Annotated in this window: 15 protein-coding genes; 12 read left to right on the forward strand and 3 right to left on the reverse strand. The window is 60.5% G+C overall.

Going from position 1 to position 14,719, the window contains the following annotated elements:
• The first annotated feature begins 89 nt into the window (after positions 1 to 89).
• Complete coding sequence (locus AAGQ88_RS10520) at positions 90 to 1,016, forward strand: alpha/beta hydrolase (RefSeq protein WP_285424596.1); 927 nt, start codon at positions 90 to 92, stop codon at positions 1,014 to 1,016.
• A 170-nt stretch (positions 1,017 to 1,186) separates the two neighbouring features.
• Positions 1,187 to 1,924: a hypothetical protein gene (locus tag AAGQ88_RS10525; RefSeq protein WP_342655252.1), complete on the forward strand. Its 738-nt coding sequence runs from the start codon at positions 1,187 to 1,189 to the stop codon at positions 1,922 to 1,924.
• A 162-nt stretch (positions 1,925 to 2,086) separates the two neighbouring features.
• Here the strand turns inward: AAGQ88_RS10525 and AAGQ88_RS10530 are convergent, their stop codons facing one another.
• On the reverse strand, positions 2,087 to 3,076 hold the full coding sequence (locus AAGQ88_RS10530; RefSeq protein ID WP_342655253.1) for a succinylglutamate desuccinylase/aspartoacylase family protein: 990 nt from the start codon (positions 3,074 to 3,076) through the stop codon (positions 2,087 to 2,089).
• 382 nt (positions 3,077 to 3,458) lie between these two features.
• Between AAGQ88_RS10530 and AAGQ88_RS10535 the strand changes: the two genes are divergently transcribed.
• Positions 3,459 to 4,307, forward strand: coding sequence for an alpha/beta hydrolase (locus AAGQ88_RS10535; RefSeq protein WP_342655254.1), 849 nt, complete (start codon positions 3,459 to 3,461; stop codon positions 4,305 to 4,307).
• A gap of 29 nt (positions 4,308 to 4,336) precedes the next feature.
• Here AAGQ88_RS10535 and AAGQ88_RS10540 read toward each other — a convergent pair whose 3' ends face one another.
• Positions 4,337 to 5,035, reverse strand: a complete 699-nt coding sequence (locus AAGQ88_RS10540; protein ID WP_342655255.1) for a flavin reductase family protein — start codon at positions 5,033 to 5,035, stop codon at positions 4,337 to 4,339.
• A gap of 293 nt (positions 5,036 to 5,328) precedes the next feature.
• Here AAGQ88_RS10540 and AAGQ88_RS10545 point away from each other — a divergent pair, with 293 nt between their 5' ends.
• Positions 5,329 to 6,009 (forward strand): GntR family transcriptional regulator, encoded by a 681-nt coding sequence (locus tag AAGQ88_RS10545; protein ID WP_285424601.1) that lies wholly within the window; start codon positions 5,329 to 5,331, stop codon positions 6,007 to 6,009.
• Positions 6,010 to 6,102: 93 nt separating this feature from the next.
• Here AAGQ88_RS10545 and AAGQ88_RS10550 read toward each other — a convergent pair whose 3' ends face one another.
• A complete protein-coding gene (locus AAGQ88_RS10550) occupies positions 6,103 to 6,429 on the reverse strand; it encodes an NIPSNAP family protein (protein WP_285424602.1) in 327 nt (108 codons plus the stop codon).
• 193 nt (positions 6,430 to 6,622) lie between these two features.
• Between AAGQ88_RS10550 and AAGQ88_RS10555 the strand changes: the two genes are divergently transcribed.
• The 8 genes from AAGQ88_RS10555 to AAGQ88_RS10590 all read left to right on the forward strand — a co-directional run bounded on the left by AAGQ88_RS10555 (position 6,623) and on the right by AAGQ88_RS10590 (position 14,709).
• Positions 6,623 to 7,504: an NAD(P)-dependent oxidoreductase gene (locus AAGQ88_RS10555; protein WP_342655256.1), complete on the forward strand. Its 882-nt coding sequence runs from the start codon at positions 6,623 to 6,625 to the stop codon at positions 7,502 to 7,504.
• A gap of 14 nt (positions 7,505 to 7,518) precedes the next feature.
• On the forward strand, positions 7,519 to 8,946 hold the full coding sequence (locus AAGQ88_RS10560; protein ID WP_342655257.1) for an aldehyde dehydrogenase family protein: 1,428 nt from the start codon (positions 7,519 to 7,521) through the stop codon (positions 8,944 to 8,946).
• 93 nt (positions 8,947 to 9,039) lie between these two features.
• A complete protein-coding gene (locus AAGQ88_RS10565; protein ID WP_285424606.1) occupies positions 9,040 to 9,444 on the forward strand; it encodes a carboxymuconolactone decarboxylase family protein in 405 nt (134 codons plus the stop codon).
• A gap of 49 nt (positions 9,445 to 9,493) precedes the next feature.
• A complete protein-coding gene (locus AAGQ88_RS10570) occupies positions 9,494 to 10,834 on the forward strand; it encodes an MFS transporter (protein WP_285424607.1) in 1,341 nt (446 codons plus the stop codon).
• 27 nt (positions 10,835 to 10,861) lie between these two features.
• Positions 10,862 to 11,785: an NAD(P)-dependent oxidoreductase gene (locus AAGQ88_RS10575; RefSeq protein ID WP_342655258.1), complete on the forward strand. Its 924-nt coding sequence runs from the start codon at positions 10,862 to 10,864 to the stop codon at positions 11,783 to 11,785.
• The gene (locus AAGQ88_RS10580; RefSeq protein WP_285424609.1) at positions 11,782 to 12,171 is read left to right on the forward strand and encodes a cupin domain-containing protein; all 390 of its coding nucleotides are present in this window, start codon (positions 11,782 to 11,784) and stop codon (positions 12,169 to 12,171) included. The genes AAGQ88_RS10575 and AAGQ88_RS10580 overlap by 4 nt, the downstream gene beginning before the upstream one ends.
• Before the next feature lie 340 nt (positions 12,172 to 12,511).
• A complete protein-coding gene (locus AAGQ88_RS10585) occupies positions 12,512 to 13,276 on the forward strand; it encodes a carboxymuconolactone decarboxylase family protein (RefSeq protein ID WP_342655259.1) in 765 nt (254 codons plus the stop codon).
• 44 nt (positions 13,277 to 13,320) lie between these two features.
• Positions 13,321 to 14,709, forward strand: a complete 1,389-nt coding sequence (locus tag AAGQ88_RS10590; protein WP_342655260.1) for an MFS transporter — start codon at positions 13,321 to 13,323, stop codon at positions 14,707 to 14,709.
• The last annotated feature ends 10 nt before the right edge of the window (positions 14,710 to 14,719 follow it).

Consider the following 14,719-nt stretch of genomic DNA (forward strand, 5'->3'; position numbering starts at 1 on the left):
CTTGCACCTGTTATGGGGAACCCTATTCCCCAATACTGAGCATAGTATCTCAATTAGCTAATCCACTCCCTGCGATCAATTGAGGTCATATGAACACCAAAGTCCAAGCAGCCGTCCAGACCTGGGCCAACAGCCTTAGCGATCTGGTGCCCGTTCTTAAAGGAATCGATACCACCACCAAAATGAGCGATATCCGCGACGCTTACGCAAAAATGCTCGCGCAAAATCCCGCGCCAGTTGGCGTTGAATTCGAAGCAGTCGACATGGGTGGCGTACCCGGCACGCTGGTTACCCCGGACGAAATCAAGACGGACGCAGTGGTGATGTACATCCACGGCGGCGCCTACATTGTAGGTCGTCCAGACGGCTACCACGGCATCGGCGGCAACTACGCGAAAATGCTCGGTGCTCGTGTGTACATGCCGGACTATCGCCTTGCCCCTGAGCACAAGTTTCCAGCCTCCATTGACGACACGTTGCGCGCCTACGAGTGGCTGCTTGAGCAGAAGATTCCAGCTAACAAGATTGCGTTTTCTGGCGAGTCAGCTGGCGGCGCGATGGTTGTCAGCGTCATGGTCGCGGCGAAATCGAAAGGGCTTCCATTGCCTGCGGTTGGCTCTTCCATCTCGCCATGGGCAAACCTTGAACACACCGGTGCTTCCATGAGCAACCGTGAAGGTCTGGATCCTCTGAACTCCAAGCCTGTTCTGGACATTCTCGCCAGATCATTCCTGGGCAATACATTGGCCAATCACCCTCTGGCCTCGCCTGTTTTTGCGGACGTCACGGGGCTTCCACCCATCCTGGTGCAGATCGGCGAGAACGAGTTGATGCTGAGTGATGCAATGCGCCTTGCAACTCACCTCGCGGATAATCGCGTTCGCGTCAATCTGGAAGTATGGCCTGCGATGTTCCATGCCTGGCACTTCTACGCCACCATGCTGCCAGAAGGGCAGCGGGCTATGGAGAGTTCCGTTCGCTTCATCGAGGCTGGCTTGGCCGAATCTAACCGCTGAAGCCCGGAACAACCGCGATAGCTTTCTGGTTGTCGCGGTTTTGCTCATTCTGTTGGTCATGCCAGCCATTGGAAAAAAATCCACCGGCGGTGGTCATAAATCTTCAAGCGTCGACTGCGAAGCGCAGGGCTTCTGGAAGGTTCATCCCATGGCTGCTGGCGGGATAATTGATGTCAGTGGATGACCCCAAAGATCGGGACACCTTTGGCGTGGACTTGGATAAATCAGGGACAAAGATGTTCAGCAACTATCAGATTATTACCCTCCCAGCGCTGATCTCAGTGGTACTTCTACTCACCGGCTGTCCGCCACCAGCATCGTTCACTCAGTGGGAACGCGCTTCGACCTCGGTAGAGGGCGTCAAAGCCGCAATGGCAGAGTGTGGAGACCCGGTAGGCGGGTCAAAAAAACATTTCACACGAAACGAAGAGGTGCTTCATTTTCAGTGTATGCAGCGCCTCGGTTTTACTCGTAAAGACGGAATTGAGTACTGCGACATATTGAAGACTACGCCTGCCTGTGTCGAAGAAAGGCAGGGCCGTCCGCTCAGTTTGTCGCAGCTCGAGGGCTTACCGTTTGTCGAAGATGAAGCATTTCATCCCATCAAGCCTCATTCAGGCCGGGACGAACGCATGCAGATCTCGTGGCGTAGAGCGGGAGCGTCACTTCATTTCTCTGCCCAACTGGCCAATGACAGTGAAGCACTGCCGGTGATGTACGCCTGCGGCTATCCAAAACCACTGGGGTCAAATCCAGATGTCGCCAGCATCGGACGCACAGCCATAGTGCAACGCTGCATGATCAATCATGGCTTTGAGCCTAAAACCGAAATCATGCTGGTTTGCCGGGCTTACCCACAAGTGACGGGGTGTGCGCTGACAGAGCCTCGTAGTGATCCGGAGATTTGAAGGGTGCCAAGCAGTGAACTGCGACCTTTAGCCGTTCCACGATCCGGTGAAGCAGCAATCGCTGTTTCGGCCGCTTGGCGGCGGCGTCGAGTTTGGTGACAAAAGCATCGACGCAGCGGAGGGACGCCTGACATCCCTCCGCGAGAGCGCCGCAGTGATTGCTCACGACGGGCTGCCATGCAGAGGCGCCAGGCTGATCAGCCATTCGCCCTCATTCACGATCGGGTGGTTGACGATCATCAGCACGAGCCCGTCATAAGCGGCCACCAGCTCTGCCTGTGGCTCGCCGAAGATGTCCTTCAACACCCCAAGACGCTGGCCCTCGGCGACGTGCTGACCTGCCGAAACGTCCAGATAGAGCCTGGCGCTGATCGGTGCCTCGACTTTGAAAAAGTTGTGCACGACAAGGTTTCGACGTTGTTTGGCTAGCTGCGCAACGTTTGCAGTCAATCCAAGAACGCGACCAATGTTCACCACGCCTTGATAATGAAATTCGATGCACGCTGCATCGAACACGCCGTTGGCACCCCCTTCAGCCATCACGGCATGGCGCCCCAGCCACGGCAGTTCATTGGTCGCGCGGCCGCGATTATTGGTCTGATCCGCCACGAATTCGACGATGCTGTCTGCATCGAACTGATGGGCCAGCGCACGGGTCTGCGCATCGAACTCGGCATCGCCGGTCAACTGGCACATCACGAACTTCGCCACGTCTTCGCGCAGGTCACCGCCATGCAGGTCGATGAACACGTTGGCGTCTTTCGCCCACTCATGCAGCACCTGATGGATCAGCACCTGGCTGAACGACCCCTCAAGGTCCCCCGGCGAGAGGAAATTGATGTTCTTGCCGTCCACCGGGCAGACGAATTCCGAGTGCTCGAACAGCCCCGGAATGTTCAGCACCGGCAGGATCGATACCGACCCTTGTAGCAGCGATTCAGCGAAGTGATCCTTGAGCCGCAGCGCCGCTTCCATGGCGTCCACTTCATTGGGATGCATGCCGGCAATGATCGCGACGTGAGGGCCGGGGAGGGCTGCGTGGATGTCGAAGTAGGGCAACGCCAGATCCCTGATCAGTGGATGGCTGAAGCTGAGCGTGCCCCAACTCAGGTTTCCGCTTTGGCCGAGGATGTGTTTGGTTAGCGCGGTCATGAGGATCGCCTCTTATCGGATGGGGATCAGTGCTGAATGTCGTGTTTCCCAAGGGTGATCATGATTCGATGCGCTCGCGAAGAGCGTGTTCCAACAGGTCGAGCGTACCCGCGAAATCGTCCCAGCCGCGAGGTTGCATCATTTCATCTGTTGAAACGATGCATTGCCGGCACCGTGGCTTCTGATCAAAAGCGGATACATGGATGATTCAGCCAACGCCGATTTGCTCATTCAGCGGCAGGTTCGGCACATCCATCGACGTTCCTGTTCAGGAGCTACAGACATGTCTCTTCGCGCAACAACTTACTTGGCTTTAATGCTCTCACTGGTGTTTGGACTGGAGCAGGCAGTCGCCGATTCTTCAATAAAGAGTTCGCCTCAAATGGCTTACCGCGACGTTGTGGTGGACGGGGTGAAGATTGCTTACCGCGAAATAGGTGATCGCAACGCTCCCGCGGTGCTGCTGTTACACGGCGTCCCCAGTTCCTCGCGGATGTACGACGCACTGATGCGACGCTTGGGTGATCGATTCCACCTGATCGCGCCGGATTACCCAGGCTTTGGCAACAGTGACGCACCGCCACCCGGCCAGTTCAGCTACACCTTCGATCATTACGCGCAATTGATGGAGCACTTCACTGACACCGTAGGCATCAAGCGGTACGCGCTGTTCATGCAGGATTACGGCGCACCGGTGGGCATGCGCCTGGCCATGAGCAGACCTGACGCAGTGACCGCGATGATCTTCCAGAACGGCAACGTTTACACAGAAGGTCTGGGCAAGATGTGGGAGACCCGGAAAGCCTACTGGGAAAACCGTTCGGCCCACGAAGCCAAGCTTCAAGCCGCGCACCTGTCGGTCGAACTGACGCGAGCGCGTCATATCGGAACCGACCCCGATGTCAGTGCCTACGATCCCGACCTCTGGCAGGACGAAGTGGCCTTCCTCAACCGTCCTGGTGAGGCCGCCATTCAGATGGAACTGATCTACGACTATCGCACCAACCTTGCGGCGTATCCGGCCTGGCAGGCCTGGTTGCGCAGCCACGCGCCTCGCACGTTGGTGCTCTGGGGCAAGTACGATCCGGCGTTCATCGTCGAGGGCGCCCACGCCTTCAAACGAGACCTTCCCAGCGCGCAAATCGAAATTCTCGACGCCGGGCATTTTGCGATGGACACCCGACTGGAAGAGGTGGTTGATCGTTCAGCCCGGTTTTTGACTCAACCGTGAGTTCATACCTGAAGCCCGCGAGCTTGGGTCTAGTCGCGGGCGGCTAAAGCGATGGCTTCGCGTGCCAGGTCGACATCCGGCATACGGTAGTGCTGCTCTTCGATCTCTGCGAGGCGCGAGGGTACGATCTCGGTGCTGCTGACACCGTAGAGCTTCTGAAAATTCATGATGAGCGGTTGCCACTTTGCCGGATCGATCCGGTTTTCATGACCCTGCATGAGCAAATCGGGATGCACGTGAACACGGGTTATGCGCACCTCGAAGGCTGAGATCAGGCCCTGGACCTGGGGATCATCGTCCATTATGCCGTGACGCATCATGACGACTGCTTCCAGTTGAACAGGGCACTCAAGCACGCGCGGTGGGGCGACGGTCTGCGAGGCAATCGGGGTCAGTCCGGCCACTTCGAACTTGTGAGGCTCGTACGAATACCCGAGGCGCTGCTTCAGCTCGGGAATCGTCTGGGTGCCCGTCAAACGCGCCAACTTATTAACCGCATCGGCTTGCGCCGGCGACGCCAGGTTCAATACGCATTGTCCGGTCCGGATCATGTTCTGCGGCGTCTTCGATGCGGTCTGAAGGCCTAGCATGCACCGCCATCCGAGCCACCAGGCAGAAGACATGGGCGCCAGATTCGCTGTCCCGTCTTCGTTCTGCGTGCTGATCAGAACCACGGGCGTGCCGAAATAAAGGATCGAGGGTTCGATGGTGACATGAGGATCAATCATGGTGACTCCTTGGGTTAGGGAGTGCCCAATTTGACGTCGACCAGGCGATGAGAAACTCCGTTTCTTGCCATCGAACCAAAGCGCGACCGATCTGAATGCCCGCCGGCGTGGTGCATAGGCGTGTCTGGAACGACCACCGGAGCACCGGCTGATTTAAATTCCCCGAAAATTCCTGTAATACAATACGATTGCTATCGACGGGTCGCATCATGAGGATCGGCCCGCAGGTTTAACGTGGCTCTCATCCAAGGAGGGTCGCCATCAAGGCATTTACAGGTCTTCAGGAAGTCAGCATGAAAGTACTACGTCAGGCATCGTCCTTGCGGCATCAAGTGCAGGATGCACTGCGCAATGAAATCATCTCGGGGCGTTTCAAACCCGGCGATCGTCTGGTCGAGCAACAGCTGTACACCGCGCTCGACGTGAGCCGCACGTCGTTGCGCGAAGCATTGCGGCAGCTCGAAGCTGAAGGCCTGGTGGAGCAGGTGCCTCATCGCGGCGCGTATGTCGCGTCGGTGGATGCCAAAGATGCGGTGCAAATCTATGACGTGCGTGGTGCGCTGGAAGTCCTGGCGGTGCGCAACTTCGTCCGTTACGCCACCGACGAAGACGTGGGCGAACTGAGCGAGGTCTTCGACGAGTTCGCCGAACAGTCGCGCACCACCAGCGTCGATGGCACGGCCTTGCTGGACATCAAACGGCGCTTCTACCACGTGCTCCTCGACATCGAACAAAGCCGCGTCGTCGGCGGCATGCTCGAACAACTCAACAACCGCGTCAGCCTTCTGCGCGCCTTGTCATTGGGCCGCGAAGGGCGCATGCCTCACACCCTCGCCGAACTCAAGGAAATCGTCCGCAACATTCAGCTGCGCGACGAAGAAGGCGCCTGCGCTGCAGCGTTGCTTCACGTCGAGAACGCGTCGAAAAACGTTCTTGAGTTGCTGGCAGCGACAGGAGTGCATGCTGTCGAGTGACGGCTCGCCGCCGGTTGTCGACAGCATGTGCTGCGGCGATATGACGAGCGCTGCAGCAGCAGCGCCATTCACACGACCTTGATGGTCACCTGTTCATCGCAACGCCGAATACTCCGTCGGCGCCATGAACTGCACCTCGATCCGCTCAACGATGATCGCCTGCGCCTCAGTCGCCGCGCGCTTGGCAATCCACTCGGCGTCCGCCTGGAACGCATTCCACTTCGTCTCGCGCTCCGCCAGGCTCTCCCATTGCAACAAATAGGTCAGCGACTGGTTAGTCGCCCCCGTCAGGTTGGTCCAGAAACCGACCTGCCTGATCCCGTACTTCTCGAAAAATCCCAGCGTCGTGCTGGTAAACCGGTCGTGCAATGCCGGCAGACGGCCGGGAGCACAGTGATAGGTGCGCAATTCAACGATCATTTTCCTTCTCCTGTTAAGGGCTGCTGACAACGGATGCAAGCAGGTGCCGCTGGTAAGAAAGCGTAAATTAGCCTATTGACCGATTGTATGACAGTCCTATAGTTTTGTTTCACCTGCTGGTGATCGTCACGCAGGAATTGCTGACGCCGCCTCGACGCCATTGACAAGAACATAAAAATCAAAGGGCACGAACATGACGCAACCGCAACGTATCGGCTTCATCGGACTGGGCATGATGGGCACTCCGATGACGGCCTGTCTGGCCAAAGCCGGATTCGAACTGTTTCTAGCTGACGCCGACGCCGGCCGTCTGCATGAGGTGCAGACGACGCTGAATGCCAGCGCCCTCACCGCTGAAAACGCCCGATCCCTCGACATCCTCATCACCATGCTGCCGAACTCGAACATCGTCGAGAACGTGTTGCTGGGCGAAGGCGGCTGGGCCGCATCCCTGGCGCCCCAGGCGGTGGTCATCGACATGAGTTCTTCGGAACCGGCACGATCCCGTGAGCTGGGGCAGCAGCTCAAGACACTCAACCTGCACTACCTCGACGCGCCGGTTTCAGGCGGGGTAAAGCGCGCCGTAGACGGCAGTCTGGCGATTCTGGTGGGTGGCGATGCCGACGTCATGCAGCGTTGCCGCCCGGTGCTCGACGCCATGGGCAAGAACATTCTGCACATCGGCGAGGCCGGTTCCGGTCATGCGGCCAAGGCGCTGAACAATTTCGTGTCGGCAGCGGGCTTGATGGCCACGGTGGAGGCGCTGCATGTCGCCAAACGCTTCGGCATCGACCCCGGCGTCATGGTCGACGTGCTCAACGCCTCGAGCGGCGGCAGTAACACCTCGCTGAACAAAGCCAGGCAATTCATGCTCAGCGGCACCTTCGGCTCCGGCTTTTCGATGCAACTGATGAACAAGGATCTGAAAATCGCCAAGGGGCTTTCGGACGCGCTGGATTACCCGATGATCTTCGGCCAGAGCGCGATCAAGGTCTGGAACGACGTGGCGCAGGATGCCACGCCCACCACCGACCACACCGAGATGTACCGCATGCTGGCCAAGGAAGGCGAGTGAAGGAGCCCGATCCCATGTCAAACGCTGACAGGTTTTACATCGACGGGCGCTGGGTCGAACCGGCGTCGCCCTCATGGTTCGACGTCATCGACCCGGCCACCGAAACCGTGGTCGAGCGCCTGGCGCTGGGGGATGTCACCGACGTCGACCGGGCCGTGGCTGCCGCTCGCAGAGCGCTGCCCGAATACGCCCAGACATCCGTCGCCGAGCGCATCGCGCTGCTGCAACGCATCGTTTCGATCTACGAGCGTCGTCAGGAGGAGTTCGCCCAGGCGATGCGCGTCGAGATGGGCGCCCCCATCACGTTTTCCCGCAAATTTCAGGTGCCGCGCGGCTGGCTGCACCTCAATCAACTGATCGACGTGCTGCAACGCTTCCAGTTCGAGGAAACCCAGGGCACCACCTTGATCCGCCACGAACCCGTCGGTGTGTGCGGCCTGATCACCCCGTGGAACTGGCCGATCAACCAGATCGTGGTCAAGGTCGGGCCGGCCCTTGCCGCGGGTTGCACCATGGTCCTCAAGCCCAGCGAATATTCGCCGCTGAGCAGCCTGCTGTTCGCACAAGTGCTGGACGAGGCGGGCGTGCCACCCGGCGTGTTCAATCTGGTCAATGGCGACGGGCCGGGCGTGGGCGCGGCGCTGTCGGCACACCCGGACATCGACATGCTCTCGTTCACCGGTTCGACCCGCGCGGGCGTGCTGGTGGCCAGATCGGCCGCCGATACGGTCAAGCGCGTGGCCCAGGAGCTGGGCGGCAAGTCGGCGAACATCCTGCTGGACGACGTCGACCTGCAGGACGCCGTGACCCGTGGTGTCGCCGCCTGTTTCACCAACAGCGGCCAGTCGTGCTCGATCCCGACGCGGATGCTGATTCCGCGCCACCTGATGGACGACGCGATCCAGATAGCCAGGGCTGCCGCAGAAGGCTACAGCGTCGGACCCACGACGGATGAAAACACCCAGCTTGGCCCGCTGGTCAATCGGGCGCAGTTGCGTCGGGTGCAGGCGCTGATTCAAAGCGGCATCGACGAAGGTGCGCAGTTGGTGACCGGTGGGGTTGGACTGCCGCCGGGCATCGACAAGGGCTACTACGCCAGACCAACCGTATTTGCCAACGTGGCGCCGGACATGACCATCGCGCAGGAAGAAATCTTCGGGCCAGTGCTGTCGATGATTGCTTACGACAGTGAAGCGCACGCACTCGCCATCGCCAACGGCACCCACTATGGCCTGGCGGCGTACGTGCAATCAGCCGATCAACAGCGTGCGCGTCAGGTGGCGCGCCAGTTACAGGCCGGCAGCGTGCATGTGAATTACCCGCCCGCCGATTTCGCCGCGCCGTTCGGGGGCGTGAAGCGCTCCGGTAATGGCCGCGAGTGGGGCGAATACGGCTTGCGCGAGTACCTGGAAGTCAAATCTGTAGTGGGCTACGGCAGTTGAGCCGAGCGATCGCATCACGGCACGGCTGAAAAAAAATTTGCCTGTTTCAACTGTATGACAATCAGTCGATCGTACGACAAAGGTGAGAAGAACATGAGTGATAACGCGAGTAACAACGAACGCTTCGACCAAGGCTTCAACAATCGCAAGGAAGTGCTGGGCGATCGCCATGTCGAGAAATCATGGGCCGCGGCCGACGACTTCAACCGGCCCATGCAGAAGATGGTCACGGAGGTCTGCTGGGGCGAGATCTGGGGCGACCCGACCCTCTCGTTCAAGACCCGCAGCATCATCAACATCGCGATGCTGACTGCCATGAGCCAGCACCATGAACTGGGCATTCACGTGCGCGGCGCCTTGCGCAACGGTGTGACCCGGGAAGAAATCCGCGCCGTGCTGATGCAGGCCGCGGTGTACTGCGGCGCGCCACTGGGCCTGGCGGCCTTCCGTGTGGCGTCCGAGGCGATCAAGGCGTACGAGGCCGAAACCGCCAGCTGAACGTTCCACCTCCATGCTTGCGTCCGACAATAACTATAAGGAAAACGTCATGAGCACCTACGCCCCAGCCAGATCGGCGGCTGAAACCGAACAGTCGATCGAGAAGAAGAGAAGGAACGCCATCAAGGGCGCGTTTTTCTCCGAATACATCGACATGTTCGACATCTACTTGCCGGTGGTGGTGTTGTCCCCGGTGTTGTTCTATTTCCAGCCCGCGCAACTGTCGCCCGGCATGGCGGCGATTCTGGCCTCGCTGGTGTTCATCACCACGCTGCTGGGCCGCCCCATCGGCGCCTTGCTGTTCGGCATGATCGCTGACAAGACCGGGCGGCGCATGGCGTCGATCTACTCGGTGTCCGGCTTCGGCGTGGTCACGCTGCTGATCGCGCTGCTGCCCGGTTATGAAAGTATCGGCATTGCGTCGTACTGGTTGCTGGTGCTGCTGCGTTTCGTCGACGGCATTTTTCTCGGCGGCGGGTACACCGGTGCGATGCCGCTGGCGATCGAGTATTCGAAAAAGCATCAACGCGGGTTCGTTGGCGGCTTGATCATCGCCGGCTTCCCGTTGGCCTACGTCAGCATCAACCTGGTGGCGATGCTGATGTTCATGCTGTTCCCCCTCGACGGCCCCGGCTCGCCTTACGTGCAATGGGGCTGGCGCATTCCGTTCGTGATCGGTGCCGTGCTGGCGGGTGTGTTGGCGCTGTATTACGTCTACGCGGTGTCGGAGTCGGAAATCTGGGAAAGCGAAGCGGGCAACAAACCCCGCGAGAAGCTGCCGCTCACCGATCTGCTGCGGGGCAAGAGCGGGCGCAACCTGCTGCAAGTGCTGCTGATGATGACCGGCTTCTGGCTGACCCAGAACATCATCACAATCTTTCTGCCCACCGGCCTGCTGCGCAACACCTTGCACCTCTCGGGCATGGAGGTCACCGGTACGCTGCTGATCGCGTATTCGGTGCTGTTCTTCAGTTACATCGCGTCCGGCATGATCGGGCAGAAGATCGGCCGCCGGCGCTTCTTCATCATTCTCGGTCCGATCATCGCCACGCTGGGCGCCGCGATCATGTACGTCCTGGCCAACGTCCAGGGGCTCACGCTGCCGGTGATCATCACGCTGGTCTGCGTGCTTTCGGTGCTGGTGACCGCGCCGTGGGGCGTGATCGTGACCTACATCAACGAGCGGTTCGTGACCGACGTGCGCGCCACCGGTTTCGGTGTCGGGTTCAGCCTGTCAGTGATCATCCCGTCGTTCTACGCCTTCTACATGGCCTGGCTCGGCGAGTTCATGCCGTTCACCGTGACCCCGGCCGTGCTGCTGGTGATCGGCGGCGTGATCGCGACCATCGGCGCCTACATGGGGCCGGAAACCAAAGACGTGGATTTCTAGAATTCTCTGCACGTGAGGAGCGCTGTCGTGAATAGCAAAACCGTAGGTTTCATCGGTCTGGGCAACATGGGCGGGCGCATGACGCACTGCCTGGTGAACGCCGGGCTGAGCGTGCTCGGCTATGACACCGACGCCGAGCGGGTCAGGGCCGCTGGCGCACAGGTAGCGCAATCGCTTGCCGAGGTGGCGGCCGAGGCCGGCGTGGTGCTGCTGTCGCTGCCGGACAGCAAGGTGGTGGAGGCCGTCGTCGAAGGGCCGAACGGACTCCTGTCGCAGTGCCGCGAGGGGCAAGTGATCGTTGATTTGAGCACCGCGGCGGCGAGTTCGACGATGCGCCTGCACGGGCTGTTCGCCGAGCGCGGCGTGCAGTACGTCGACGCCGGGATTTCCGGCGGCGCGGCGGCGGCGGAAAAGGGCGCGCTGACCTTGATGGTCGGAGGCGACAGCGCGACTGTCGATGCCCTGGCCTGGGTGTTCAAACCCATCGCCAGCAAGGTGTACCTGATGGGCGAAAGCGGCGCCGGCCACACCACCAAACTGCTGAACAACTTCCTCAATGCCGTCAGCCTGGCGGCCACGGCCGAGGTCATGGTCGCGGGCAAGAAGGCGGGCCTCGACCTGCATCGTTTGCTCGACGTGTTGAACAGCAGCAGTGGGGTGAATTTCGCCACGCTCAACCGCTTCCCGCACATCGTCGATGGCAACTACCTCGAAGGCGGCCTGACCGGCAAGTTGATGACCAAGGACGTGGTCCTGTACCTCGACCGCGTCCGCGAACTGGGCGTCGCCTCGCTCAATGCATCGGGTCCGCTGGCCAGCTTCGGCCTGCAAACGGCGCTCGGCTACGGCGACCTGATCAGCAACCGCGTGGTGGACGCCATCGGCGACCTGTCCGGTGGAGTACGCCTGCACGAATCGGCCACAACGAACAACAAAGGAGACAAGGCATGAAGGTTTTTCACGGCGCTGTGGAAGGCGCGATTTCCGAACAGCGTGGCGCGACGTTTACCGGCGTGGTCTGGGCCGACCCGGTCATGCCCACTACGGATGGGGTGACCATCAACAACGTCTCGTTCAACCCCGGGGCGCGCACTTACTGGCATTACCACGAGCAGGGGCAGGTGCTGTACGTGACGTCGGGCAGCGGTTGGATCTGTCTGGAAGGCAGCGAGCCACAGCCCATCCGTCAGGGCGACACCGTATGGATCGGACCCAATGAGCGGCACTGGCACGGCGCCAATACCACCAACTTCATGGTCCACACCGCCACCTCCATTGGCAAGACCGTGTGGCAGGAAGCGGTGGCGGATGTGGATTATCTGCGTGGGGCGGATTGAGTAGTACGGGCTGTTCACTGTCGGAGCGTGGCTTGTCCCGCGATCTGCCGGGGACCGGCAGCCAACCCTGGGCACGCGATCTGACTGATACGACCGGGTCGCATGGTTTCACGACCGCTTCGCGGCCGATCGCGGGACAAGCCACGCTCCTACGCCTGCGCCAGAAGCAGAGTGAGGTGTGATTCAAGCTTTTGATTCTGGCCGGAGGCCGTAGGAGTACCGGGGTAGCGCTCCACCTTGCTCGCGATCTGGCGCGCAGCGGCAGCAACATCAGGCAAACGTGGAGCGTCAGACACACCGCATGCGACCGCCAACAGAACATTGAGGAGACAGAAGCACCATGAGCCTCACCGAAAAACAACAACAGGCCAAAGCCGCGTTTGAACGTTACGGCACCTGGAATGCCGGCTGGGACAGTCTGCTGCGTCTGGACCCCGGCTTTGTCGAAGCCTACGCCGGTTTCGCCTCAGTGCCGTGGCAGAAGAATCACCTGCCAGACAAGGTCAAGTCGTTCATTGCCCTCGTCGCCAGTGCCAACGCCACGCACCTGTTCCAACCCGGCATTCAGGAACACATTCAGGCGGCCATTCAGCACGGCGCGACCCGCGAGGAGCTGACCGAGGTGCTGGAACTGATCAGCACGGTCGGCATTCACGCCTCCAACGTCGGCGTGCCGGTGTTGCTGGAAGTGCTGGAAGAAGAGGGCATGCGCACCGGCCCGCAACTGCTGGATGCGCGGCGCGAAGCGCTGAAAGCGAGCTTCATCGAAAACCGGGGCTATTGGCATCCGTCCTGGGAGGGCTTGCTGGAACTGGACCCGGACATGTTCGAGACCTACGTCGAATTTTCCTCGGTGCCGTGGCGCACCGGCGTGCTGGAGCCCAAGGTCAAGGAGCTGATGTATTGCGCGTTCGACGCTGCCGCCACGCACCTCTACGTGCCCGGCCTCAAGCTGCACATGCGCAACGCACTGCGTTACGGCGCAACGAAAGAGGAGATCATGGAAATGCTGGAGATCGTCAGTGTCATCGGCATCCATGGCGCCCAGCTGGCCGCGCCGCTGCTGGAGCAGGCGCTGGATGCGCCGCGCAATCATCCTCGATAACGCTGCGCCCCGGATTCCTATAACAATAACGAAGAGGAACGCACATGAACGCAGCATCCAGCATTGGTCTGCGCCTGGATCGGCTGTCACTGTCGGGCTTTCACTACCGTTTGCTCGGTCTGATCGCGGCCGGGATGTTTTTCGACTCGTTCGACATTTACATCGCCGGCTCAGTGCTCGCCGCACTGATCAACAGCCATGAATCGACACTGGCGCTGAACGCCACCTTCGTCTCGGTGACGTTCATCGGCATGATGGCGGGGGCGTGGCTGTCGGGCGTACTGGGCGATCGCTTCGGGCGTCGATTCACCTATCAGTTCAACCTCGGCATCTACGGCTTCGCCTCGATTGCCGCCGCGCTGGCCCCGAACATGTACTGGCTGATCTTCTTCCGACTGGTGATGGGCGTCGGCATGGGCGCCGAGATCGTCGTGGGTTACGGCACCCTCAGCGAATTCATCCCCGCCGCCTGGCGCGGTCGCTTCGGCACCATTCTCAACCTGATCATCAACACTTCGCTGTTTCTGGCGGCCTTCCTCGGATGGCTGATCATTCCCCGTTTCGGCTGGCGCTGGATGTTTGCCATCGCCGGGGTGGGAGCGTTGATCGTCTGGTTCCTGCGCAAAAACATGCCCGAATCGCCACGCTGGCTGGCGTCCCAAGGGCGGCAGGCAGAGGCCGAAAAGATCGTCGCCACCATCGAAGCGCGGTGCGGCGTGACCCCCGGCAGTGCCCCGCCCGTGCAGATCACCTCGACCGTCGACACCTCGCCAGCCCGGATACGCGACCTGTTTTCCCGGCGGCTGCTGACCCGCACGATCACGGGCATCAGCGTGCTGGTCGCGCTGTTCACGGTTAACTACGCATTCGTCAGCTGGATCCCGACCTTTCTGGTGCAGCAGGGCCACAGCGTGTCCAACTCGCTGGGCCTGACCACGCTGATGTTCGCCGGCGGGCCGCTGGGTTCGCTGATCGCCTTCGCGCTGGCCGAGCGACTGGGGCGCAAATGGGGGATCGTCCTGTTTTCGCTGGTGGGGATTGGCTTCGGCGTCAGCTATCCGTTCGCCGAATCGGAAACCGCGATCATCGCTGCCGGCTTCGCCATCACCGCCTGCATCTACGTCCTGTCGTCGTTGAGCGTGGCCAGTTACGTGCCGGAGCTGTTTCCCACCGAGCTGCGCCTGCGCGGTGCCGGGTTGTGCAACGCCATCGGGCGCGGCGTGAACATCCTCGTGCCGTACGCCATCGCATCGGTGTTCGCCGGTTTCGGCATTGTCGGGGTGATCACGCTGATCGTCGGCACCCTGCTGTTGCAAGCCGTGATTGTCGGGTCCATCGGCCCGGAAACCAAGAATCGGTCCCTGGAAGACATCGCCACGGCGCCGCTGCCGGTGGCTGCGTCCGAGGCAATGCCGCAAGAAATCAAGCCCTGAATCCCGACCT

It is taken from the genome of Pseudomonas sp. F3-2 (assembly GCF_038804275.1).
GTDB lineage: Bacteria > Pseudomonadota > Gammaproteobacteria > Pseudomonadales > Pseudomonadaceae > Aquipseudomonas.

What these genes read in the sequence shown, in the direction of transcription:
- AAGQ88_RS10520 (WP_285424596.1), top strand. Translation starts at nt 90, where the DNA reads ATGAACACCAAAGTCCAAGCAGCCGTCCAGACCTGGGCCAACAGCCTT.
- AAGQ88_RS10555 (WP_342655256.1), top strand. Translation starts at nt 6,623, where the DNA reads ATGACGCAACCGCAACGTATCGGCTTCATCGGACTGGGCATGATGGGC.
- AAGQ88_RS10580 (WP_285424609.1), top strand. Translation starts at nt 11,782, where the DNA reads ATGAAGGTTTTTCACGGCGCTGTGGAAGGCGCGATTTCCGAACAGCGT.
- AAGQ88_RS10590 (WP_342655260.1), top strand. Translation starts at nt 13,321, where the DNA reads ATGAACGCAGCATCCAGCATTGGTCTGCGCCTGGATCGGCTGTCACTG.
- AAGQ88_RS10565 (WP_285424606.1), top strand. Translation starts at nt 9,040, where the DNA reads ATGAGTGATAACGCGAGTAACAACGAACGCTTCGACCAAGGCTTCAAC.
- AAGQ88_RS10530 (WP_342655253.1), bottom strand. Translation starts at nt 3,076, where the DNA reads ATGACCGCGCTAACCAAACACATCCTCGGCCAAAGCGGAAACCTGAGT.
- AAGQ88_RS10540 (WP_342655255.1), bottom strand. Translation starts at nt 5,035, where the DNA reads ATGATTGATCCTCATGTCACCATCGAACCCTCGATCCTTTATTTCGGC.
- AAGQ88_RS10545 (WP_285424601.1), top strand. Translation starts at nt 5,329, where the DNA reads ATGAAAGTACTACGTCAGGCATCGTCCTTGCGGCATCAAGTGCAGGAT.
- AAGQ88_RS10525 (WP_342655252.1), top strand. Translation starts at nt 1,187, where the DNA reads ATGTCAGTGGATGACCCCAAAGATCGGGACACCTTTGGCGTGGACTTG.
- AAGQ88_RS10560 (WP_342655257.1), top strand. Translation starts at nt 7,519, where the DNA reads ATGTCAAACGCTGACAGGTTTTACATCGACGGGCGCTGGGTCGAACCG.
- AAGQ88_RS10585 (WP_342655259.1), top strand. Translation starts at nt 12,512, where the DNA reads ATGAGCCTCACCGAAAAACAACAACAGGCCAAAGCCGCGTTTGAACGT.
- AAGQ88_RS10570 (WP_285424607.1), top strand. Translation starts at nt 9,494, where the DNA reads ATGAGCACCTACGCCCCAGCCAGATCGGCGGCTGAAACCGAACAGTCG.
- AAGQ88_RS10535 (WP_342655254.1), top strand. Translation starts at nt 3,459, where the DNA reads ATGGCTTACCGCGACGTTGTGGTGGACGGGGTGAAGATTGCTTACCGC.
- AAGQ88_RS10550 (WP_285424602.1), bottom strand. Translation starts at nt 6,429, where the DNA reads ATGATCGTTGAATTGCGCACCTATCACTGTGCTCCCGGCCGTCTGCCG.